The following is a 22,495-nucleotide window of genomic DNA, read 5'->3' as shown; positions in this document are numbered from 1 at the left end:
CACCCCCAGTTGTGTGGCCAGGATTATTTCTGGGCCGCACTCCATTCCGCAATCAGATCGTCGTATTTGACGGTCTCACCCTGCGGTTTTTCGTTATCAAGTTTCGGCTTCGGAGCACCGGGCTGGTCGAACCAGTACTGTGCATCCTGTTCCTCGTTCAGTTTCGGTGCGCATTCGCCACCGATGCCTGCACGTTCAAGACGTTCCAGAACGCGGTCCATTGCCGTTGCAAGGTTATCCATGGCTTCCTGCGGGGTCCGTTCGCCGGTTACAGCTTCGGCAACATTCTGCCACCAGAGCTGAGCCAGTTTCGGGTAATCCGGAACGTTGGTACCGGTCGGCGACCACTGGACGCGAGCCGGGGAACGATAGAATTCAACCAGACCGCCCCAGTTCGGCGCGATGTCACTCATGGCCTGGGTATCCAGGTCAGACTGACGGATCGGGGTCAGACCGGTCAGGGTCTTTTTCAGCGAGGTTGTTTTCGAGGTCACGAACTGTGCGTACAGCCATGCTGCCTGACGGCGTTCCGGCGGGGTGGACTTCATGAGAGTCCAGGAACCCACGTCCTGATAGCCGAGCTTCATGCCTTCTTCCCAGTACGGGCCGTGCGGCGAAGGTGCCATACGCCATTTCGGCGTGCCATCTTCGTTCACAACCGGGGTGCCTTTTTTCGCCATGTCGGCGGTGAAGGCGGTGTACCAGAAGATCTGCTGGGCGATCTGGCCCTGTGCCGGAACCGGGCCGGCTTCGCCAAAGGTCATGCCGGCCGCTTCTGGCGGGGCATAGGCTTTGAGCCAGTCGATGTATTTGGTCAGAGCGTAAACAGCCGCCGGGCCGTTTGCCGCACCACCACGGGTCACGCTGGAACCTGCAGGTGCGCAGCCTTCAACGCGAATACCCCATTCATCAACCGGAAGACCGTTCGGGATGCCCTTGTCACCAGCGCCAGCCATCGAAAGCCACGCGTCAGTGAAGCGCCAACCCAAGGACGGGTCTTTTTTGCCGTAGTCCATGTGACCATAGACTTTTTTACCGTCGATTTCTTTCACGTCATTGGTGAAGAATTCGGCGATGTCTTCGTATGCCGACCAGTTGACCGGAACACCCAGGTCATAGCCGTATTTGTCCTTGAACTGCTTCTGCAGGTCTTCACGCTGGAACCAGTCATAGCGGAACCAGTAAAGGTTCGCGAACTGCTGGTCGGGAAGCTGATAAAGTTTGCCATCCGGACCGGTGGTGAAGGACAGGCCGATGAAGTCTTCAAGGTCGAGTGTCGGCGAGGTAACGTCCTTGCCTTCGCCAGCCATGAAGTCGGTCAGCGGAACGACCGCATCGTAACGCGAATGCGTGCCGATCAGGTCGGAGTCATTGATGTAGGCGTCATAAATATTACGACCGGACTGCATTTGGGTCTGCAGTTTTTCGATCACGTCGCCTTCACCGATCAGGTCATGGGTCAGCTTGATCCCGGTGATTTCCGAGAAGGCCTTGGCCAGAACCTTGCTTTCATATTCGTGCGTGGTGATGGTTTCGGACACCACGTTGATTTCCATGCCGCGGAACGGCTCGGCTGCCTTGATGAACCATTCGAGTTCGGCCATCTGGGCATCTTTATCAAGGCTCGACGGCTGGAATTCGCTATCGATCCATTTTTTTGCCGCGTCGGTGTACTGGTCTGCTGCTGCCGGATTGGCAAAGACTGCAAGACCGAGTGCGACCGCAACTGCACTGCCTTTAATAATGGCAGAGGAGCCTTTGGCTTTGACGATCATGTCGTTCCTCCCTGGTTGTCTTCCATTGCACTTCCGGAAAAATCCGGTTCACCAGCGATGGGGGAAGACAGTACCCGTCGTGGTGAATGACGACAGGAACGGCACCGTTGCAGGACACGGCACCGCTCCGGATTATTCAGCCCCAACGCATCACGATGATGAGCCAGAAAAGGGCAACGATTGATGCGATCCAGATGGCGGCATCGCTAAATGCCATAAAGCCAAGATGGATATAGGCCGCACCAAGCAAACCGATGAAAAGGCGATCCCCGCGGGTTGTCGTCAGGGGTAAAAAGCCCCGGCGTGGAACAGTCGGCGAGACTGCCTGCCATATTCCCATTCCGATCAGCATCAGGATGATGCAGGAGAAGAACACGGCGGTAATCGGGGTCCAGGCCATCCAAGTCATTGTTTTATTCCTTCCTGTTTTCCGATTACACACGACCCATCGCGAAGCCCTTGGCGATGTAGTTGCGAACGAACCAGATCACCAACGCGCCAGGCACGATTGTCAGAACACCCGCAGCCGCCAGAACACCCCAATCAAGCCCCGACGCCGATACGGTACGGGTCATGGTGGCCACGATCGGTTTGGCATCGACCGACGTCAGGGTGCGTGCCAGTAACAGTTCAACCCAACTGAACATAAAGCAGAAGAAGGCCGTCACACCGATGCCCGAACGGATCAGCGGAATGAATATCGTGGTGAAGAAGCGCGGGAAGGAATAACCGTCGATATAGGCGGTTTCGTCGATTTCCTTTGGAATACCCGACATGAAACCTTCGAGGATCCAGACCGCCAGCGGCACGTTGAACAGGCAATGTGCAAGCGCCACAGCGATATGGGTGTCGAACAGGCCGACACTTGAATAAAGCTGGAAAAACGGCAGCAGGAACACGGCAGGCGGTGCCATGCGGTTGGTCAGAAGCCAGAAGAACAGATGCTTGTCACCCGTGAAGTTATAGCGGGAAAAAGCATATGCCGCGGGCAGGGCAACCAGAAGCGAGATCACAACGTTGATCCCGACATAGATCATCGAGTTGATATAGCCTGAATACCATGCCGGATCGGTCAGGATGGTCGCATAGTTCGCCAGTGTCGGATTATCCGGGAACAGGGTCATTGCGCCCAGGATTTCCGAATTGGTCTTGATCGACATGTTGAACAACCAATAGATCGGCAGCAACAGGAACACGATATAAAGAAGAAGTGCGATATGACGTTTCTGGAACCGCATTTTATTGTTCCTCCCGCTTTCCGGCGTTCATCACGACGGTATAGAAAACCCAGCAAACCAGCAGAATGATCAGGAAGTAGATCAGCGAGAATGCCGCAGCCGGACCAAGGTCGAACTGACCCACAGCAATCGTGACCAAAAACTGGCTGAGGAATGTGGTAGCCGTACCTGGCCCGCCGCCCGTAAGCACGAAAGGCTCGGTATAGATCATGAAGCTGTCCATAAAGCGCAGCAGAACACCGATCACGAGAACCGACTGCATTTTCGGAAGCTGGATAAACCGGAAAACGGCCCAGTTTGATGCACCGTCGATCTTGGCAGCCTGATAATAGGCATCAGGGATCGAACGAAGACCGGCATAGCACAGCAGGACAATCAGGCTGGTCCAGTGCCACACATCCATGACAAGAACGGTCACCCAGGCATCCATCGGGTTCTGGCTGTAATTATAGTCCATGCCAATCATGTTGAGTGCATAACCGCCAAGACCGATATCGGCACGACCAAAAATCTGCCAGATGGTGCCGACCACGTTCCATGGAATAAGCAACGGCAAAGCCAGAAGAACCATGCAGGCCGAAACGCCCCAGCCTTTGCGTGGCAGTGTTAACGCTATGCCGATACCCAGCGGAATTTCGATGAACAGCACACTGCCGGTATAGATGATCTGACGGATCAGGGCATCGTGCAGGCGGCTGTCTTCAAGGACCTGACGGAACCAGTCCGCCCCGACAAAGAAACGGGTTTGCGGATCGAAAATATCCTGAACCGAATAGTTCACAACCGTCATCAGCGGAATGATTGCGCTGATTGCGACGATAAAGAAGACCGGCAGGACGAGGAACCATGCCTTATTGTTGGTAATCTTGTTCATTTCCCCATCCCCCTCATGCGACCAGCTGGCTGTCGGCGTAAAGCTTGGTCCATTCCGGTGCGAACCGGAGGATGCCGTTTTGGCCGGTGATCTGCTGATCTTCGCTGACCTTGACCTTCATTTCGGACGAGCCGAACCGGGTGGTTGCGATCTTGTATTGGCCGAGGTCTTCGATCTTGACAATATTGACTTCGATCCCGTTATCGCCTTCGGAACCGCTGTCGGTTTCGATGCGCAGGAATTCGGGACGGATGCCAAGTTCAAACTGCCCGGATGCCTTGGAAACGGCTTCCATGTGACGATCCGAAAGGGCGATGCGTTTGCCATCAATCCAGGCCGCACCGGCATCGATATTACACGGCATGATATTCATGCCCGGGCTTCCGATGAAGTAGCCGACAAAGGTATGGGCCGGATTTTCAAACAGTTCCTGCGGGGTCCCAAGCTGCACGACCTTGCCGCCATACATGACGACGACCTTATCGGCAAATGTCAGGGCTTCGACTTGGTCATGGGTCACATAGACCATGGTCGGGCGCAGTTTGTTGTGAATTTCCTTGAGCTTGCGGCGCAGGACCCATTTCAGATGCGGGTCGATCACGGTCAGCGGTTCGTCAAACAGGATGGCCGAAACATCGTCGCGAACCAACCCGCGGCCAAGCGAGATCGTCTGCTTTTCATCCGCACCCAGACCACGCGCCTTTTGCTTCAGCTTGCCGGTCAGGTCGAGCATTCCGGCAATTTCGCGCACCCGTTCATCAACCCGTTTGGGATCAACACCGCGGTTACGCAGCGGAAAGGCAAGGTTTTCGTAAACGGTCATGGTGTCGTAAATGACCGGGAATTGGAAAACCTGCGCGATATTGCGTTCTTCGGGGGCCAGTTTGGTGACGTCCTTGCCATCAAACAGGACCTGTCCCTCGGACGGGGTCAGAAGGCCGGAAATGATGTTAAGCAAAGTCGTCTTGCCGCAGCCCGACGGGCCAAGAAGGGCATAGGCCCCGCCATCTTCCCAGACATGTTCCATGCGGCGAAGGGCGTAATCCTCGTCCCTTTTGGGTTCGGGGAAATATGAATGCGCAAGGCTTTTAAGATCGATACGTGCCATTTTAATTCTCCAACCTCAGGCGGCCTTGCCGTTTTGAATTTCAACAGGCGGTGCCGCCACAAGGCGATCATTGGCGTCATAGGCAAACAGACGTTTGGGATCGACATAGAAGGTGGCCGCCTCGCCAAGCCGCGGGTTGTGCACACCTTCTTCCTGAATCACCCAGGAAACGTCGTTGAAATGAACATGGACAAAGGTTTCCGAGCCGGTGATTTCAGCCAGTTCAACCTGGCCCTGCATTGCAACGCATTCGGCACTGGTCTGATCGACCGACAGGTGATTGGCGCGAACCCCGATGGTGTATTGTCCATCGGTAAGGGCTGAAAGATGACCGCTCAGCGGGACCTGATGGCCGCTTGCCAGATAGAGAGCACTATCACGGACCTCGGCCTTGACGAGATTAATCGGCGGATCGGAAAAGATCAGGCCGGTCTCGACAAAGGCCGGATTGTGATAAACCTGTGTGGTCGGGCCAAACTGGGTTACGCGGCCTTCATGCATCACCGCACATTTGCCACCCAGCAAAAGGGCTTCCATCGGCTCGGTGGTGGCGTAAACGACAATGGTGTCACGTTCCGCCAGAAGGTTCGGGATTTCCTCACGCAGTTCTTCGCGCAGTTTGTAGTCAAGGTTGACCAGCGGCTCGTCAAGCAGAAGCAGGGTGCAATCCTTGACCATGGCGCGCGCCATCGCTGTGCGCTGTTGCTGACCGCCCGAAAGTTCCTGCGGCAGACGATCAAGCAGATGTTCGATATGCATCAGTTCGGCGGTGGATTTTACGCGACGTTCGATTTCAGCCGCGTCGACGCCCTGCAATTTCAGGGGGGACGCGATATTGTCATAGACGCTCATCGACGGATAATTGATGAACTGCTGATAGACCATCGCGACGTTGCGTTTCTGAACGGGCATGCCGGTGACATCGTTGCCATCGACCAGAATGCGCCCGCTGGTTGGTGGTTCAAGACCTGCCATAATGCGCATCAGCGTCGTTTTGCCCGCCAGGGTCCGCCCGAGAAGGACGTTAAATGATCCCGGCTCAAGCGACATCGACACGTCGTCGATGTGGGTTTCCCCTCCCACGGTCTTGGTTATGTTTTCAAGCGTAAGGGTCATTTCACATTTGTTCCTTCGCCCGTTTTCACGGCGTTATTCGATTTGGTTTCAGTTGCAAACCATTGCGCAATGGCGGTCTGAGCATCCTTTGACAGATGCAGGCCGAGTTTGGATCGGCGCCACAATACGTCATCGGCAGTACGTGCCCATTCCTGATCCGCCAGATAGCGCAGTTCGCATTCGTAAATATCATCGCCAAGATGCGTACCCAGCCCGGAAAGGTCGGATGCATCGCCAATGATGGTGTGGGTCAGTGTGCCGTAGTTTCGCACGTAGCGGTAGAGTTGAGCCACCGGAATCCACGGAAATTTCTTTTGCATTGCAGCAAGATAGCTTTCGAAATCGCCATTTGGCATGTCGCCGCCCGGAAGGGCGACGCTATCGGTCCAGCGATCATCTGCAATCCCGAGATATGGGGAAAGTTTGCTCATCGCTGATTCAGCTAGCTTGCGATAGGTGGTGATTTTGCCGCCATAAATGTTCAGAAGCGGCGCACCCTTGTCGCCATTATCAATTTCAAGAACATAGTCGCGCGTGACCTGGGATGCGTCTTCGGATCCGTCGCCATAAAGCGGACGAACGCCGGAATAGGACCAGGCGACATCGGTTGGCGAGATTTTATGCGCGAAATAGGTATTGGCCAGTTCGCACAGATAGCTGATTTCATCTGCGCTGATCGCAACCTTTGACGGATCGCCTTTATAATCGCGGTCCGTGGTGCCGATCAGGGTGAAATCCTGTTCGTAGGGGATGGCAAAAACGATACGGCCATCCGGATTCTGGAAAATATAGCAGTAATCATGGTCAAACAGCTTGGGCACCACGATGTGGCTGCCCTGAACCATGCGAATACCCTGTTTCTTTTTGGCTTCGACACGTTTTTCAAGGACTTCCGCACACCAAGGACCGGCGGCATTGACCAGCGACCTAGCTTTGACTGTGTGTTCGCCGGCATTGTCCCGAACAATGACAGACCACAGATCGCCCTCGCGTCTGGCGGCAACACATTCGGTTCCGACCCGGATGTCTGCACCGCGATTACGTGCATCCATCGCGTTAAGGACGACAAGACGGGCATCCTGCACCCAACAATCGGAATAGACGAATGCCTTTTCCATGCCGGCAATCAGCGGCGCACCGGCGACATGCTGCTTCAGGCGGATACCTTCCGAACCGGGAAGTTTTTCGCGGCCGCCAAGGTGATCATACAGGAACAGACCCAGCCGGATCATCCAGGCCGGACGCAATCCTTTGACATGGGGTAGAACGAAACGAAGAGGCCAGATAATGTGCGGGGCGGCGTTCAAAAGCACTTCGCGCTCGATCAGGGCCTCACGCACAAGGCGGAATTCGTAATGCTCAAGATAACGCAACCCGCCATGGATCAGCTTTGTGCTGGCCGATGAAGTCGCACTTGCAAGGTCGTTCTTTTCGCAAAGAAAAACCTTGAGGCCACGGCCGGACGCATCACGCGCAATGCCTGCGCCATTGATGCCACCGCCAATGATGGCAATGTCGTATGTTTCTGAATTGAGCAACCGCTTCCTCCCTGATTGCTCTGATTTGTGACAGATGTTCTCAACTGTCATTCTGTTCTTTCAAAAACGTTACGAACCGCCCAAAATAATTGCAAGCGAAAATTATGAAGAATTTTAATTTTCGATAACGAAATAAGGATGCAGGGTTATAATGGGTTGTAATATATGGGTTCTTTGTGGCTGATAGATTTATTTTGTTTCCGGCGGAATGATCAGCTCGAAACGATTTGCTCCGGGAAATTGACCAGAATCGTTTGAAACCGAAAAAAATGAATGCAGCCATCTGTTCCCTCAAGGCATAAGATTGCGGCCTTAAATCACGCGAAACTTGCCTTATCCGAGTGGGGTGGATGGGGAAAACAACCGTTTATCGGCTGGTTCTGCAAAAAGCCGCGCCATATCAGAAACCAGACGCAATCTTGTTGCAAAGCATTGCACGCAAAGTGTTTGCGATTGCCAAATGGGCTTTTTCCTTGCGAAGATGTGGCAACCACCACGGATCGAACTAGATGATGGTCATGACTTTCATGCTTCGATCCCAAAGCAAAATTCCGGAGGCATTCCCATGGTTTCTCTAAAAGACCCGTCCTTATTCACTCAGCAGGCTTATATCGGCGGTGAATGGGTTGACGCCCCAGACGGCAAAACTGAACAGGTTACCAATCCTGCGACGGGCGAAGTGCTTGGCACGGTGCCGGTTCTGGGTCGTGATGCAGTTGCCCACGCGATTGAAGTTGCCGAAAAGGCGCAAAAGCAGTGGAAGAAACGCACTGCCAAGGAACGGTCGGCCATTCTGATGAAATGGTACGACCTGATGATGGAAAATCAGGAGGACCTTGCGCGCCTGATGACGGCCGAACAGGGTAAGCCGCTTGCAGAATCGCGCGGTGAAATTGCCTATGCCTCGTCCTTCCTGCAATGGTTCGCCGAAGAAGGCAAACGCATCTATGGTGACGTCATTCCGACCTTCGCACCCGGCCGCCGTGTTGTCGTTTTAAAAGAACCGGTTGGGGTTTGTGCCGCGATCACACCTTGGAACTTCCCGACCGCGATGATCACCCGCAAGGCCGCACCGGCATTGGCCGTTGGCTGTGCGATGGTTGTCAAACCAGCGATGGAAACACCGTATTCTGCCCTTGCGATGGCGATCCTTGCCGAACGCGCCGGTTTGCCCAAGGGGCTTTTGTCGATTGTGACCGGGGACGCCAAAACCATCGGTGCCGAAATGACCGAGAACCCGATTGTACGCAAACTGACCTTTACCGGTTCGACCGCTGTTGGCCGTTTGCTGATGCGTCAGTGCGCCGACACTGTCAAGAAAATCAGTCTTGAGCTTGGTGGTAATGCGCCGTTCATTGTTTGCGAGGATGCAGATGTCGATGCTGCGGTCGAAGGGGCGATTGCCTCGAAATACCGCAATAGCGGCCAGACCTGTGTTTGTGCCAACCGTATCTTTGTTCATGACGCGGTTTATGACGAATTTGCCGAAAAATATGCTGCCAAGGCATCGGCAATGAAAGTGGGCGATGGCACCGAAGAAGGCGTTGTTCTTGGTCCGCTGATTACGGAAAAGGCTGTCGAGAAAGTCGAAAATCAGATTGCCGATGCGCTTTCCAAGGGCGGTCGGGTTTTGACCGGTGGCAAGCGCCACGCAAAGGGCGGCAGTTTCTTCGAACCGACCGTGATTGCCGATGCCAACCGCGACATGCTGGTCTTCCGCGAGGAAACTTTCGGCCCGATGGCACCGCTGATCCGCTTCCACAGTGATGATGAAGTGCTTGAAATGGCCAACGATTCCGAGTTCGGCCTGGCATCGTACTTCTATTCGCGTGACATCAGCCGTATCTGGAAGCTTGCCGAAGGCCTTGAAACCGGTCTGGTCGGCGTCAATGCCGGTGTGATTGCGACCGAAGTTGCCCCGTTTGGCGGCTACAAGCAGTCAGGCATCGGCCGCGAAGGTTCAAAATACGGGGTCGAGGATTACCTTGAAGTCAAATATGTCTGCATGGCAGGCATCGATGATTAAGGCATTTTCGGATTTCCGAAACGAAAAAGGCGCTGTCACTTCGACAGCGCCTTTTGTTTCTGCATGAAATCGCAACGTTATGCTGCGTTATCCTGCTTTTTCTCGTCATCGGCTGTGATCGACTGGACCGAGCCATCCGAAAGTTCAGACTGAAGGGCTGTGAAAACATCGAACATATTTGGGTTGAAGGCAATTTCGGCCTGCATGCGATCACGTCGTTCTGACGGTGTTTCTTCACCATTGTTCTGCTTGTTGGCAAGTGTTGCGCCATTCAGCTTTTCCTCGATCGCATCAGCAATCGTTTTTTCGATGGCCTGACGTTCGGTTGCGCCCATCTTTGCTAGGCTTTCCTCATCAAGGCCCATCGATTGCAGGATCTTGCGGCGCATCTCTTCGATCTTGCGCTCTTCAAGTTCCTTCACATAGGTCGTGAAACCGTGTTCCTTGATGTAGGCGATGTCGGCATTTTTTTCCTTGTCCTCTTCGGGCAGGGGCTGACTGTTCGAGGCAATGGTTTTTGCCGCCGCATAGGTGCTTTTCGCACTGGATGCGATGTTGCTGATGCTCATCAGGGTGTCATATATCGCCATCCCGATCCTCCATGGGAAAATAATGCCGGTAAAAAGAAATCATGGGATCGCAGGTTGCAAATCTCGTGCCGCGATTTATCGGACAACTTTACCGGTCAAGAGCAACCAGCGTATCAAGCATTCGGTTAGCCGTCTTGCCGTCCCAGCCGACAGGCCGGAAAGGAACTGGTGGTGCTGTTCTGTTCGTAAGGTTGGTGGCGGTTTGGACCAGATCTGCCGGTTCGCAAAGTTCCAGCGCGGACGCTTCAAGTGCAGTCGCGCGTTCCGTGGTCGGTCGCAAAATGCATCCCGCCTTGCCGAGCCACGCGCATTCATCAATTATTCCGCCGGAATCCGTTATCACATAGCGTGCGGTAACAAGAGCCGCCAGAAAATCGGGATAGAGCATCGGCGCTACGATCTTGATGTTTCCGGCATCGCGGATGCGACGCCAAAGGCCGCTTTGCGCAAGGGCGCCTTGCGCACGCGGATGAAGGGGCCAGATGATTGGGGTTTCATGGGAAAGGTCGATAATTGCATCAATGATCGAAGACAACCGCACAATATTGTCGATATTTTCCGCACGGTGCAGCGTCAATAGAACCGGACCCGTTTGCACCGATGGAGACCAGATCGCCGTTGTTGATCCGCCGAAGCGAAGCATCGCATCAATTACGATATTACCGACATTATGAATGCCTTTAGCATTGATGCCTTCGCTATGGAGGTTGTTGGCTGCGGCTTCATCCGGGGCCCAGTGCATATTGCACAGGCTGTCAATTTCTGTCCGGTTGGCCTCTTCGGCAACGGCATCAAACCCACCGCGCAATCCAGCTTCAAGATGAATTAGGTAAACGGAACTCCTTTTGGCGGCGCGCGCGACACCCAAAGACCCGTTAACATCGCCAATGACAATTGTCGCCTGTGCTGGTGACTGGCAAAGCATCCGGCAATAGGTGTCATCTGTATTCTGAACAAGCATATCCCGGCTATTTCCGGATTGCCCGATTCCAAGCCGGATTTCAGGGGTTGGTAAACCAAGCGAAAGTCGCAAGCCTTCGGAAAGGGCGGAATCCCAATGTTGGCCGGTATCAACCAGACGTAGGATAAAGGGCAGATCGTCACGCTTTTTCTGCCACGCCAGATAAAGAGCCGCAGCCTTGATCAGATTGGGCCGGGTACCATAGACCAGATCGATGATCATTGCGGCGTTTTTCCTGATGAATGCTCAAACCGGGTTGGCGTGTGGTAAGGTGTTGTCTTCTATATCATTTTGACGAAACTGTTGCCAAATGGGATAGGGTGGATGACAAAAAATCTGATAAAATTTTCGAAAACGAATTGTTTTTTGGTGCGATTTTTTTCTAAATAGAAACACAAAATCAGTTGAACCAGCCGAATGCGCGGTGACAATCAGGTGCCGCAAAGGGCTGTGAGGGTACGGCAGACCAACTGTCGGCTTGGGAGGAAACAGAAATGACCGATACACGCTACATTCTGGCGATTGATCAGGGAACCACCAGTTCACGCGCCATCGTTTTCGATGCCAATGGTAGATCTGTGGCCGTCGCGCAGCAGGAGTTCCCGCAGCATTTTCCCAATAGCGGCTGGGTCGAACATGATCCCGAAGACCTTTGGGATACAGTTGTGGCCGTTTGTCGCGAAGCCCTGTCGCGGGTCGATATTGCCAATGTCGCGGCGATTGGCATCACCAACCAGCGTGAAACCACGGTGGTCTGGGATCGTAAAACCGGGAAGGCGGTTTATAATGCCATCGTCTGGCAGGATCGACGTACCGCCGCACTTTGCCATGATCTGAAACGGCGCGATCCGGAACTCGAAACGGATGTGAATAATCGAAGCGGGCTTTTGATCGACCCTTATTTTTCGGCGACGAAGGTTGCGTGGATACTTGATCATGTAACCGGTGCGCGGGCCCGCGCCGAACAGGGCGACTTGGCGTTCGGTACGGTCGACTCCTTCCTGTTGTGGCGTTTGACTGGGGGCCAGTCGCATGCGACGGATGCGACCAACGCCGCGCGTACCAATCTTTTTAATATTCGCGACAATGCCTGGGATGATCGGTTGTGCGAAATCTTCCGTGTTCCCAAGCGCATGCTGCCGGAAGTCAAGGATTGTGCTGCCGATTTCGGAATGGTGGATCCCGATATCTTCGGGTGTGAAATCCCGGTGCTTGGTATGGCAGGCGACCAGCAGGCGGCAGCATTCGGCCAATGCTGCTTTGAACCGGGCGACATCAAAAGTACCTATGGCACCGGTTGCTTTGTGATCCTCAATACCGGGGACGAGGCCGTGACGTCACAGCACCGTTTGCTGACCACGGTTGGCTATCGTTTGAATGGCAAAACCAGCTATGCCATCGAAGGGGCGATCTTTGTTGCCGGAGCGGCGGTGCAGTGGTTGCGCGACGGACTTGGAATCATCAAGTCGGCCGCCGAAAGCGAAGGGTTGGCCAAATCGCTTGATGACAATCACGGGGTTTATCTTGTGCCGGCCTTTACCGGACTTGGCGCGCCTTATTGGGATCCGGATGCGCGCGGTGCCATTTTCGGGCTGACCCGCGATACCGGTCCGCGCGAATTCGTCCGTGCTGCACTTGAAAGCGTTTGTTATCAGACCTTTGATCTGTTTGAAGCCATGGCCGCAGACGGTGTTTCACCCAAAGCCGTTCGGGTTGATGGTGGTATGGTCGCCAATGACTGGCTGTGCCAGTATCTGTCCGACATTCTGGATGTCCCGGTTCAGCGACCGGTGGTGACGGAAACGACCGCCCTTGGTGCGGCGTATCTTGCCGGTTTGCAGGCGGGGATCTATCGCGATCTCGGCCATATTGCCGAAAACTGGCACATGGACGCGGAATTCAAACCGAAACTTGAAGGTGGTCGTCGCAATCATCTTTTGGCCGGTTGGAAAAATGCGGTCAAACGGGTGATGACGGATCAGGATTGATCCGGCAGGGCTGCATCAGCCGGTTTTACGGGCTGGTCATTGTCGAAATTGCTTTGTAAGATCGGGACGGTACCGTGCGGTACCGTCCTTTCTTTTTGCGGGATGTTCTCCCGTGTTTTCATGGAACTGCTGCTATTGATTACTGGTGCGACCCTATGGGGCCGTCATCAGGCGGCTGGGGGAAAAGATGCTTGATCTGATCGTTGGAAAAGTCGGACCTGTTTTTTTGACGATCCTGTGCGGTTATCTTTTGACCCGGTTTCGCGTCATCAGCCGCGAGGGCATTCCATTCCTTGCCCGCCTTGCAATGAGCGCCTTTATCCCGGCAATGCTGTTTCAAACCCTGTCGCAATCGGACATCAGCGCACATTTCGACTTACGTTTATGGGGCAGTTATTATGCCGGAGCCCTGCTTAACTTTGTTCTGGTGTTTATGGTTGCGCGTGCATGGCTGAAGGCCAGAACGGACGAGGCGGCAATCACCGCAATGGGGGGGGGGTTCTCAAATATTGTGTTACTCGGCATCCCGCTGGTTCAGGCTGTATACGGTGAAGAGGGGCTTGTACCGCTTCTGATTATCCTGTCGATCCATCCGCTGACTTTGCTGGGATTGACTGTGATGATCGTTGAAGGTTCGCGTTCCAGCGGTGGGCATTGGTTACCAAATGTCGCTGGCAGTGTGGCTAGGGTGCTGCGTAATCCGATTATTGTTGCGATTATTCTGGGTGTGCTGGCGTCCCTGATTGATCTTCGATTGCCCGAAATGATTGATGGAACGTTGGAACGTTTCCGGACCGCGGGCCCGACGATTGCATTGTTGCTGGTCGGGGCCGGGCTTTATGGTCAGTCGGTTCGCGGCAATATGTCTGCAAGCATGTTGTGCACGGTTGCAAAAATGTTCGTGCAGCCTGTTCTGGTGTTCCTGGTTGCGCATTTTGTTTTCGATCTGCAGCCGCTGTGGCTGACAATTGTGGTGCTGATTGCGGCCCTTCCCGCCGGAGCCAATGTGGCAATCATTGCCGGCAGCTATAATATCTGTATCGACCGTTCTTCGACCACGATCCTGATTACAACGCTGATTAGTGTGATCACACTGCCGCTTATTGTGCTTTACGCCGGTCCGTATTGATTATCACCACTCGCGGCACCAAGGATCTGATCCATCAGATGTATTTCTGCGTCGATACCGGGGATGCGAGGATCGTGGCTTCCTGACTTAATTGTATCGAGGAAGGCGGCAATGGCATCGTCATGGCCCTTGTCCGGGCTGGCGAATAGTGGTTTTCGCAGGATTGTCGTGCCATTTATCACCAGTTTTCGCCAATCGTTCATGATTGCGGCAAAGCCCGGTGCAGATACTTCCAGAACTTCCTTTGGCGTATTCCTTCGGGCGGCACGCAGATAGGAAACTTCGCCGCGCGATCCGTCGGCGAAGGTCAGATGCCAAATGCTGTCTCCGGCTTCGCGGTCAATCCAGTCGCATTGCAATCGGAGCAGTTCAGTTTCGGCAAGGGTTGAAATCAGATCGATGAAATGGCTGATTTCGCCGATTGTTCGTCCGCCCTGTCCCTGTCGGTTAAGCCAGTGGTCGGTGGGGATAGGAGTAGAACGAACCTGATAGCGAAACTGTATTTTACCTTTTGGCAGATGCTTTTTCAGCATTGCCGCCATGGGGGTGAAGCGCCTGTTATGCCCGACCATGAAGATTTGCGGGCTATTTTGTTTCGCAACTTTCCTCAGGGCTTCAAGCTGTTCCCGGCTGACGCAAAGCGGTTTTTCCAGCCAGACATGTTTCCCTGCATTTAATGCCTTGCAGGCAAGGTCGGCATGACTGTCATGGCGGGTGGCAATGAAAAGCGTGTCGATATCCGGACTTGCAAGAATGTCTTCGGCAGAGGAGAGTGCGGTCGCATCGGGAAATTGACGCCGGATCGCAAGGGCCGAGAGGCCGGACTGCGAAACGACGGCCTTGATTGTGATATCCTCTTGTCGTCTTAGTCGCGGCAGCAAGGTATTGACCATATAATTTCCGGCACCGATCAATCCGATCCCGATTGTGCTGTTGCTGGCGGCATTGATCTGCGCTGCCGGTTTATATGCTTTGGGGCGGTTATCGACATTCTGATACCGGATGACGGTTGCCATCATTGACGGGGAGTCAAGAAAATCGGCTGCATCTTCCAGATCAATCTGCTGCGAAACAAGCGGGGTCGGGTTCAGTTTGCCGCTTTCAAGAAGGGCGAGGGCCGCTTGCATGTTACGTTTCACGGTCCAGCGCACGTGGCCGATCGGGTAATCCTGTCCTAATTGCTCGTAGTTCGGGTCATATCGGCCCGGACCATAGGATCGCACCTGCCGTATGGTGATTTCCTTGCGATATATAATGTTCCGGGATGCCTTCGGGGTGATGTCTCCGACACAGACAATGATGCCGCGATCCCGGCAAAGTCGCGCCGCAGCTTCAATTATGGTGCTGGTTTCATTGCCGCTGGTGCAGATCAAAACAGCATCAAATTGATCCGCTGGCGTGTTCCGGATTTCCGCATACGAGTTGCTGGCTCCGCTTGCCATCGCCATCTCCCGGCGTTCCGGGACGGGTTCTATCACGGTTACAATTGCGCCAGCCGCAATTGCCGTTTGGGTCACCAACTGGCCGATAAGCCCGCATCCGACCACGGCAACCCTATGCCCGATAACAAGCTCGCCTTGCCGAACGGCATGCAGGGCAATGGCGTAAAGGGTGGCAAAGGCGCCTTTTTCGCTGCTAACTGCATCCGGGACAGGGCAGGCCAGGTTGCGCGGAACAATATTGTATTCGGCATGGTTCGCATGGCCCAAACCAGCACAGGCAACACGCTGCCCGATATCAAATTCAGTGACATCCTGGGCCATCGCCACAACGACCCCGCAACTGGCATATCCGGTCCCCATCGGCCTGTCGAGCCGCCCCCTTACGGCATTGATCGTTGCCAATACCCCGTCGCGGCGAAACTTTTCAATGGTCAATGCCACCAGATCCGGCCGTTGCCATGCCTTGCGTATAAGGGGTGCTTTGGTTTCGTCTGCCTGCTGCCTTTCGGTGCCTGTGCTGATGACGGATATTTCGGTGCGGACCATGATGGTGCCGGGCGACAGAGCGGGTATGGGACAATCAGTAACAGCAATTCGTCTTTCACCGGGAAAGCGTAACAACGCCCGCATGTCTGTCATAATATCGTCCCGATACACGTTATGGATGAAATATATGCAGGAATTAAATCATATCGGTTTGTGCAGGTCGATGCTGCTATCGCCTGATCACGTGTTTGATTTGGACTTTTTTCCTTGTTTCAAATTAGTGGTTGCCCTTCGGATTTGAAATTTGTATACAATATACATATATGCAATCGAGGCCTGTAAATATACGGGTTTTGGTGATCAAACGGTCTGACCCGATAGTGGGGCACGCGACCAAATCAGGAGGTTACTTTCCATGCAGGTAAACTGGACTGGCGTATTCCCCGCCGTTGCCACCCAGATGAATGAAGATGGTTCAATCGATTACGATATGACCGCTCACCAGATTGAAGCACTGATCAAGGCCGGTGTTGACGGCCTCGTCATGTTGGGCTCGGTTGGCGAGAACGCAGCCCTTGAGCCGGAAGAAAAAATCGCGGTTCTGAAGCTTGCTGTTGAAGTTACCAATGGTCGTATACCGGTTTTGTCGGGTGTTGCTGAAAACTCGACCCAGGCTGCCATTCGTTATGTTCAGAAATGCGAGGAGCTTGGTGCTGACGGCCTGATGCTTCTGCCGGGTATGATCTATACCGCCGATCCGCGCGAAAATATCGAGCATTTCCGTTCGGTCGCGGCCAAGACCAAGCTTCCGATCATGATCTATAACAACCCGGGTGCCTATCGCATCGATATCAAGCCGGAAGAATTCAACCAGCTTGCCGATGTGAAAAACCTGGTCGCGATCAAGGAAAGCTCAGGCGATCCGCGTCGTATTACCGACATCTATAATGCCTGTGGTGATCGTTTCGTTCTGTTCTGCGGCATGGATGACCTTGTCATGGAAACCCAGGTTCTGGGTGCTGTTGGCTGGATTTCCGGTTTTACCGACGCCTTCCCGCAGGAATCGGTAGCACTTTGGAAACTGCTTTCCGAAGGAAAATACAAAGAAGCTCTTGAAATCTATCGCTGGTTTACCCCGGTCCTGCACATGGATGTTCATGCCAAGCTTGTTCAGTATATTAAACTGGCACAGGAAATGACCGGCGTGGGCAAGGCCCATGTCCGTGCTCCGCGTCTGCCGCTGGTTGGCGAGGAAATGGAGCGTATCCGCGCAACGATCCAGAAAGCCATCGATACACGCCCGAAACTTTAATTCGGTTTGCAATCAACGCATTCATTGCATCCGACCTGCAAGGCGTGATTGCATCTGTGTCTGATTTGATGGCAACAGTGAACTCCCCTCCGATTTTCGCAGGGGAGTTTGCTGCCATCTGACACCAGACAAAAAACAAAGACAAAAGTGCACACCAAAAGGCAGGGCTCCAGAATATGTCAAAACCTTCTTCTGCTTCACAATCTTCCGCGCAGGCAAGCCGGCATGCTGTTGTCGTTGGTGCAGGGATCATTGGCGTCAATGTTGGTTTGGCTCTTTTGAAGCAGGGCTATGACGTCACGATTGTCGATCGCGCGGAGCCGGGGATGGGAGCATCTTTCGGCAACGCTGGCGGAATTGCGGTTACGGAATGTGCGCCGATCGCCATGCCGGGTGTTTGGGCAAATGTGCCCGGCTGGCTTATGGACCCATTGGGACCACTTTCGGTGCGCTGGTCTTATTTGCCTAAAATGATGCCCTGGCTGATCCGTTTTCTGGCCGCCAGTTCTAAAAGCCGGGTGGAGCAGATTGCGAGCGAACTTGCCGCTATTCTTAACCGGGCCTGGGAAGATTACGATCCGGTGATCGCAGAAACAGGTCTTTCCGATGCGATATTTAAAAAAGAAGGCGCCATGGGTGTTTATCGCAGCGAGAAAACACGCCGCGATGCCGAATATGGAATTGATCTTCGCCGTCGTAATGGTGTCAAAATTCGTGACCTAACCAAGGACGAGGTCATGGATATTGAGCCTGATCTTGCCCCAATCTTCGCCTGCGGCGTGATGGAGGAGGACTGGGGCCGGGTTCTTGACCCGTTCCGAATTGTTACCGGCTTTTACAAGCATTTTCTGGAACGTGGAGGGAAGTTCCAGAATGCCGAGGTTACCGATTTCGTTTACCGCGACGGCAAACCGCGTGCCGTGATAACGGTACAAGGCGATCAGATTACCTTCGACAAGATTGTCATTGCTTGTGGCGCATGGTCAAAAACGCTGGCCAAACGACTTGGCTCCTCTGTGCCTCTTGATACCGAGCGCGGCTATAATACAACAGTGCCCTATAATGGTGTCAGGCTGTCGCGCATGGTCATTTGTGCTGATGACAGCTTTGTTCTGACCCCGATGGAAATGGGTATTCGTGTGGGTGGTGCCGTTGAACTTGGCGGGCTGGTTGCCGCCCCCAATTATAATCGCGCCAAGGCTCTTTTTGCCAAAGGCAAAGAAGTTCTTCCGAAGCTCAGCGCCGAAGGCGGCACCGAATGGATGGGCTTCCGTCCCTCAATGCCGGATTCCAAACCGGTGATTTCGGCAAGCCCCAAACATGAAAATGTCTTCTTCGCATTCGGTCACGGTCATCTTGGCCTGACCATGGCGGCCACCACCGGACGGCTTATTGCCGATTTGGTGAGTGATGCGACTGCCCCCATTAACATGACCCCGTATCGTATTGATCGTTTCCAAGGATAAGGCCGCACCAAATGGCAAAACACAGCTTCTTCTGTATTGATGGACATACCTGCGGCAATCCGGTGCGTGTGGTTGCGGGCGGCGGACCAAAGCTTGAAGGTGCAAACATGCTCGAAAAACGGGCGCATTTTCTAGCGGAATATGACTGGATCAGGACCGGGTTGATGTTCGAGCCGCGTGGCCATGACATCATGTCGGGCTCGATCCTTTATGAACCGACGCGCGACGATTGTGACGTTGCCATCCTGTTTATCGAAACATCCGGCTGCCTGCCGATGTGTGGTCATGGCACGATCGGAACGGTCACCATGGCGATCGAGGAAGGTCTGGTAAAGCCCAAGACCCCGGGCGTGCTGCGCCTTGAAACACCGGCCGGTCTTGTGATTGCCGAATATAAACAGGTTGGCGATTACGTGGAATCGGTCAAACTGACCAATGTGCCATCCTTCCTTTACAAAACCGATATCGAGGTCGACTGTCCCGATCTCGGCCTGATCAGAGTGGATGTCGCCTATGGCGGGAATTTCTACGCGATTGTTGAGCCGCAGGAAAACTTTCGCGATATGGCCGACTACACGGTAGGTGATTTTCAGCGTATCAGCCCGGAACTTCGCCGCCGTCTGAACGAGGTGGCCGAGTTCGTTCATCCTCTTCACCCCGATATCAAGGGCCTGTCACATATACAGTGGACAGGCAAGCCGACCCAGCCTGACAGCACCCATCGCAATGCGGTGTTTTATGGCGACAAGGGGATTGACCGTTCACCCTGTGGAACCGGCTCATCCGCCCGTCTGGCACAATTGGTCGGCAAGGGGCAATGGGACCCGGCGCATGAGCTGGTCCATGAAAGCATTATCGGGTCGCAGTTCCGTGTCACCGTCGTCGAACAGACAAAAGTTGGAGACTATGACGCGGTGGTGCCGGGGATCGAAGGCTGGGCACGCAAGCATGGCTACAATACGATTTTCATCGATGATCGTGATCCTTACGCACATGGATTTATCGTGAAATAGGCGTTTGGTCGGGGCCGGTTTCTATTGGCAAACCCCTGATGCCGTAGCGGCATGATTGCAATTGTATTGCGCCTAAACCAACGCATCGGTATGACTAGAAAAAGGGGGCGGTGACGTTTGGGGATATGAAGCCGGGCCCGATACCGCACAGGACAGATAAAAAGAGCCAAAATGACCGCATCACCGCGTTTTACCCGCCGCACCATTACCGATCAGGTAACCGAAGATTTGCGCGCCCGCATTCTGTCGGGTGATTTCCCGGCCGGGTTCCAGTTGCGTCAGGATGCGATTGCTACCGAATATAATGTCTCGCGCATTCCGGTTCGCGAGGCTTTGCAACGTCTGGATGCCGAAGGTCTGGTATCGTTCCAGCCGCATAAGGGCGCGATTGTTGCTCATCTCTCGCTTGACGAGATCGAAGAGCTTTTTGAAGTTCGCAAAATGCTGGAATGTGAATTGCTGCGTCATGCGGTGCCGCGACTGACACCCGAAGACATCAAATCGGTCGAAGATATTCTGGCTGTTTATGATGAATCTTTCCGGTCGGGTGATATTTCGAAATGGGGCGAACTTAACCGCGAATTCCACGATCGGCTATATCGTGCGTCGAACCGGCCCAAGACGCTCGAAATCATCCGCATGATTGGCAACAATACGGTCCGCTTTACACAGGCACAGCTTGCTCTTTCCGGGGCAACTGATCGGGCAGAACGGGAACATCACCATATTCTTGATGCCTGCAAGGCGCGTGATGTTGACTATGCGGTCGAACTCCTCGAAGCCCATATCGAAAATTCGAAAAACAGCCTGATCGAATGCCTGCGCGGCGCACGTGCCAGCGAAGGCGCTCCGAACTGACGACAAGATCATTGTATTCTATAACAAAGGGACGCAGGCTTTTGCCGCGTCCCTTTGCACTTTCAGTCGCAAGAAATTTGCGAACTAGCGGACAATAAAACCGCGTCCGATTTCATCATCTGTATCGTGCCAGAAACTGGCTTCACCGCTGTAATGTGCCTTGCCCGATACTTCGGCAATGATTGCCGGATAAGGCCCGCATCTGGTTGTGTCCAAAACGCGACCCTTAAAATCTGACCCGATGACACTTTCAAATGTTCTCGTTACACCGGTTGGGATCAGTCCTTTGGCATGGTGAATGGCAAGCCGCGCGCTGACGCCCGACCCGGTTGGACTGCGATCAACCTGATTGTCGGCAAAGACACATATATTACGTGTTGGCTCTTTGGCAGGTGCATCTTTGCCATCGGTCAAGATGGCACCATACAGAAATGCCAGATCATCATGATCGGGATGGTTTAGCGTGATACTGGCATTCACCGCGCTGCATACGGACTGCGCAAGATCGATCAGGTCGCGCACCGGTGAAGACCCGACCTCAAGGCCGAATTTCCCGGCATCCAGAACGGCATAGAATGCACCGCCATATCCAATATCTGTTTTGAATGCCCGGCCGTCGGCAAGCGCCAATTCAACATCTGCAGCAAACATGAATGACGGAACAGATTTGAAACGGACGGCACCACTTTTCCCATTGGTCACCGATACTTCGGCACGTACCAGCCCACAGGGGCATTCAATATTAACCGGCGTTATCGGTTCGACAGGCGCGACCAATCCGTAATCAACGGCATATCGGCCAAGGGCGACGATGGCGTGGCCGCACATGGTCGAATAGCCTTCATTATGGATGAACAGAACCGCCAGATCGGCTTCGGGGAGGCTGGGCTCGACCAGAATGGCGCCATACATATCGTAATGACCGCGCGGCTCGAACATCAGAAACCGCCGCAGATGATCAAGTTTGTCGCGGGCATATCGACGCTTGGCCAGAATATCGTCGCCCGGAATCGCCGGATAACCCGATGTGATGATCCGAAGCGGCTCGCCGCCGGTATGCATATCAATGACTTTGATAGGGGATTTCCGGTTGGGCAGGGGCGGTTTGGAGGTCATCTGGCGACTCATTTTGGTGTTCTGCAAATTTTTAAAGGAAATTCAGGGTCGGATTCCGGCTGAAGTCAGGCGCTTTGTCTGGCACGACATATCTATCTTAGCGGCCTTGAACATGCGCGCAATAGCGCCGCACCCGGATTTTGGCGTCAGGCTCGGCCTTGCAGGTCATAAAAGTGAAACCTATATGTGGTTTCGCGCAAAAATTTTGCGTCTCGCACTTTCTGTCATTTTTTCTTAAAAAAGGTGTTTACAGGTCCGGCGAGGGGCCCTATAACCCGCCTCCACCGACGGGGTGCGGCGCCAAGGAGACGGCGACGCGGACTGTGAGGTGAAGGGCTACGGCTCTAGAGTTCTTTGACATTGTTGATCAGTAGGAAGGGATGCGCGGGCAGCGTTATGGCGCAAAAGTCTGTGCATCCTGGAGACGACGGACTGATTTGGTTTAGGCCAGATTGGTTT

The 22,495-nt window shown here is 53.8% G+C and carries 18 protein-coding genes; 7 read left to right on the top strand and 11 right to left on the bottom strand.

The window, feature by feature from the left end:
• Window positions 1-23: 23 nt before the first annotated feature.
• From J7395_RS16895 to glpD, 7 genes are all read right to left on the bottom strand, one after another.
• The gene (locus tag J7395_RS16895; RefSeq protein ID WP_097053690.1) at window positions 24-1,775 is read right to left on the bottom strand and encodes an ABC transporter substrate-binding protein; all 1,752 of its coding nucleotides are present in this window, start codon (window positions 1,773-1,775) and stop codon (window positions 24-26) included.
• A gap of 136 nt (window positions 1,776-1,911) precedes the next feature.
• Window positions 1,912-2,184 carry a DUF2160 domain-containing protein gene (locus J7395_RS16890; protein WP_062950857.1) on the bottom strand — a complete coding sequence of 91 codons (273 nt, stop codon included), beginning with the start codon at window positions 2,182-2,184 and terminating at the stop codon, window positions 1,912-1,914.
• Window positions 2,185-2,209: 25 nt separating this feature from the next.
• The gene (locus J7395_RS16885; RefSeq protein WP_007091527.1) at window positions 2,210-3,013 is read right to left on the bottom strand and encodes a carbohydrate ABC transporter permease; all 804 of its coding nucleotides are present in this window, start codon (window positions 3,011-3,013) and stop codon (window positions 2,210-2,212) included.
• A gap of 1 nt (window position 3,014) precedes the next feature.
• The gene (locus tag J7395_RS16880; RefSeq protein ID WP_062950865.1) at window positions 3,015-3,887 is read right to left on the bottom strand and encodes a sugar ABC transporter permease; all 873 of its coding nucleotides are present in this window, start codon (window positions 3,885-3,887) and stop codon (window positions 3,015-3,017) included.
• A 13-nt stretch (window positions 3,888-3,900) separates the two neighbouring features.
• Window positions 3,901-4,995 carry an ABC transporter ATP-binding protein gene (locus J7395_RS16875; protein ID WP_209222600.1) on the bottom strand — a complete coding sequence of 365 codons (1,095 nt, stop codon included), beginning with the start codon at window positions 4,993-4,995 and terminating at the stop codon, window positions 3,901-3,903.
• Window positions 4,996-5,010: 15 nt separating this feature from the next.
• Complete coding sequence (locus tag J7395_RS16870; protein WP_114109998.1) at window positions 5,011-6,111, bottom strand: ABC transporter ATP-binding protein; 1,101 nt, start codon at window positions 6,109-6,111, stop codon at window positions 5,011-5,013.
• Window positions 6,108-7,649: a glycerol-3-phosphate dehydrogenase gene (gene glpD / locus J7395_RS16865; RefSeq protein WP_209222598.1), complete on the bottom strand. Its 1,542-nt coding sequence runs from the start codon at window positions 7,647-7,649 to the stop codon at window positions 6,108-6,110. The genes J7395_RS16870 and glpD overlap by 4 nt, the downstream gene beginning before the upstream one ends.
• A gap of 565 nt (window positions 7,650-8,214) precedes the next feature.
• Here glpD and J7395_RS16860 point away from each other — a divergent pair.
• Window positions 8,215-9,675 (top strand): NAD-dependent succinate-semialdehyde dehydrogenase, encoded by a 1,461-nt coding sequence (locus J7395_RS16860; RefSeq protein ID WP_114109999.1) that lies wholly within the window; start codon window positions 8,215-8,217, stop codon window positions 9,673-9,675.
• A 77-nt stretch (window positions 9,676-9,752) separates the two neighbouring features.
• Here the strand turns inward: J7395_RS16860 and J7395_RS16855 are convergent, their stop codons facing one another.
• Complete coding sequence (locus J7395_RS16855) at window positions 9,753-10,265, bottom strand: hypothetical protein (protein WP_062950875.1); 513 nt, start codon at window positions 10,263-10,265, stop codon at window positions 9,753-9,755.
• A gap of 88 nt (window positions 10,266-10,353) precedes the next feature.
• Window positions 10,354-11,448 (bottom strand): UDP-N-acetylglucosamine 2-epimerase, encoded by a 1,095-nt coding sequence (locus J7395_RS16850; RefSeq protein WP_209222596.1) that lies wholly within the window; start codon window positions 11,446-11,448, stop codon window positions 10,354-10,356.
• 272 nt (window positions 11,449-11,720) lie between these two features.
• Here J7395_RS16850 and glpK point away from each other — a divergent pair, with 272 nt between their 5' ends.
• Both glpK and J7395_RS16840 read left to right on the top strand, forming a co-directional pair.
• On the top strand, window positions 11,721-13,214 hold the full coding sequence (glpK, locus tag J7395_RS16845) for a glycerol kinase GlpK (protein ID WP_209222594.1): 1,494 nt from the start codon (window positions 11,721-11,723) through the stop codon (window positions 13,212-13,214).
• Window positions 13,215-13,401: 187 nt separating this feature from the next.
• Entirely contained in the window at window positions 13,402-14,343 is a 942-nt protein-coding gene (locus J7395_RS16840) for an AEC family transporter (RefSeq protein ID WP_209222592.1), read from the top strand.
• Here the strand turns inward: J7395_RS16840 and J7395_RS16835 are convergent.
• Window positions 14,325-16,424 carry a bi-domain-containing oxidoreductase gene (locus J7395_RS16835; RefSeq protein ID WP_209222590.1) on the bottom strand — a complete coding sequence of 700 codons (2,100 nt, stop codon included), beginning with the start codon at window positions 16,422-16,424 and terminating at the stop codon, window positions 14,325-14,327. The two genes, J7395_RS16840 and J7395_RS16835, sit on opposite strands and share 19 nt — an antisense overlap.
• Window positions 16,425-16,686: 262 nt before the next feature.
• Between J7395_RS16835 and J7395_RS16830 the strand changes: the two genes are divergently transcribed.
• The 4 genes from J7395_RS16830 (at window position 16,687) to J7395_RS16815 (ending at window position 20,920) form a co-directional block, all read left to right on the top strand.
• Window positions 16,687-17,583 carry a dihydrodipicolinate synthase family protein gene (locus tag J7395_RS16830; protein ID WP_062958565.1) on the top strand — a complete coding sequence of 299 codons (897 nt, stop codon included), beginning with the start codon at window positions 16,687-16,689 and terminating at the stop codon, window positions 17,581-17,583.
• Between the two features lie 176 nt (window positions 17,584-17,759).
• Window positions 17,760-19,049 carry an FAD-binding oxidoreductase gene (locus J7395_RS16825; protein WP_209222588.1) on the top strand — a complete coding sequence of 430 codons (1,290 nt, stop codon included), beginning with the start codon at window positions 17,760-17,762 and terminating at the stop codon, window positions 19,047-19,049.
• 11 nt (window positions 19,050-19,060) lie between these two features.
• Window positions 19,061-20,062 carry a 4-hydroxyproline epimerase gene (locus J7395_RS16820; RefSeq protein WP_209222586.1) on the top strand — a complete coding sequence of 334 codons (1,002 nt, stop codon included), beginning with the start codon at window positions 19,061-19,063 and terminating at the stop codon, window positions 20,060-20,062.
• 171 nt (window positions 20,063-20,233) lie between these two features.
• Entirely contained in the window at window positions 20,234-20,920 is a 687-nt protein-coding gene (locus J7395_RS16815) for a GntR family transcriptional regulator (protein WP_114110005.1), read from the top strand.
• An 84-nt stretch (window positions 20,921-21,004) separates the two neighbouring features.
• On the opposite strand, the gene J7395_RS16810 is transcribed toward J7395_RS16815, so the two are convergent.
• Window positions 21,005-22,048 (bottom strand): proline racemase family protein, encoded by a 1,044-nt coding sequence (locus tag J7395_RS16810; protein WP_247742249.1) that lies wholly within the window; start codon window positions 22,046-22,048, stop codon window positions 21,005-21,007.
• Window positions 22,049-22,495: the final 447 nt, after the last annotated feature.

The sequence above is a fragment of the Thalassospira sp. A3_1 genome, assembly GCF_017744215.1.
Taxonomy (GTDB): domain Bacteria; phylum Pseudomonadota; class Alphaproteobacteria; order Rhodospirillales; family Thalassospiraceae; genus Thalassospira; species Thalassospira lucentensis_A.
This window is presented reverse-complemented; position numbering and strand designations above follow the sequence as displayed.

Coding starts and splice junctions, on each gene's coding strand:
- J7395_RS16895 (WP_097053690.1), bottom strand. CDS start 1,775: ATGATCGTCAAAGCCAAAGGCTCCTCTGCCATTATTAAAGGCAGTGCA.
- J7395_RS16890 (WP_062950857.1), bottom strand. CDS start 2,184: ATGACTTGGATGGCCTGGACCCCGATTACCGCCGTGTTCTTCTCCTGC.
- J7395_RS16885 (WP_007091527.1), bottom strand. CDS start 3,013: ATGCGGTTCCAGAAACGTCATATCGCACTTCTTCTTTATATCGTGTTC.
- J7395_RS16880 (WP_062950865.1), bottom strand. CDS start 3,887: ATGAACAAGATTACCAACAATAAGGCATGGTTCCTCGTCCTGCCGGTC.
- J7395_RS16875 (WP_209222600.1), bottom strand. CDS start 4,995: ATGGCACGTATCGATCTTAAAAGCCTTGCGCATTCATATTTCCCCGAA.
- J7395_RS16870 (WP_114109998.1), bottom strand. CDS start 6,111: ATGACCCTTACGCTTGAAAACATAACCAAGACCGTGGGAGGGGAAACC.
- J7395_RS16860 (WP_114109999.1), top strand. CDS start 8,215: ATGGTTTCTCTAAAAGACCCGTCCTTATTCACTCAGCAGGCTTATATC.
- J7395_RS16855 (WP_062950875.1), bottom strand. CDS start 10,265: ATGGCGATATATGACACCCTGATGAGCATCAGCAACATCGCATCCAGT.
- J7395_RS16850 (WP_209222596.1), bottom strand. CDS start 11,448: ATGATCATCGATCTGGTCTATGGTACCCGGCCCAATCTGATCAAGGCT.
- glpK (WP_209222594.1), top strand. CDS start 11,721: ATGACCGATACACGCTACATTCTGGCGATTGATCAGGGAACCACCAGT.
- J7395_RS16840 (WP_209222592.1), top strand. CDS start 13,402: ATGCTTGATCTGATCGTTGGAAAAGTCGGACCTGTTTTTTTGACGATC.
- J7395_RS16835 (WP_209222590.1), bottom strand. CDS start 16,424: ATGACAGACATGCGGGCGTTGTTACGCTTTCCCGGTGAAAGACGAATT.
- J7395_RS16830 (WP_062958565.1), top strand. CDS start 16,687: ATGCAGGTAAACTGGACTGGCGTATTCCCCGCCGTTGCCACCCAGATG.
- J7395_RS16825 (WP_209222588.1), top strand. CDS start 17,760: ATGTCAAAACCTTCTTCTGCTTCACAATCTTCCGCGCAGGCAAGCCGG.
- J7395_RS16820 (WP_209222586.1), top strand. CDS start 19,061: ATGGCAAAACACAGCTTCTTCTGTATTGATGGACATACCTGCGGCAAT.
- J7395_RS16815 (WP_114110005.1), top strand. CDS start 20,234: ATGACCGCATCACCGCGTTTTACCCGCCGCACCATTACCGATCAGGTA.
- J7395_RS16810 (WP_247742249.1), bottom strand. CDS start 22,048: ATGAGTCGCCAGATGACCTCCAAACCGCCCCTGCCCAACCGGAAATCC.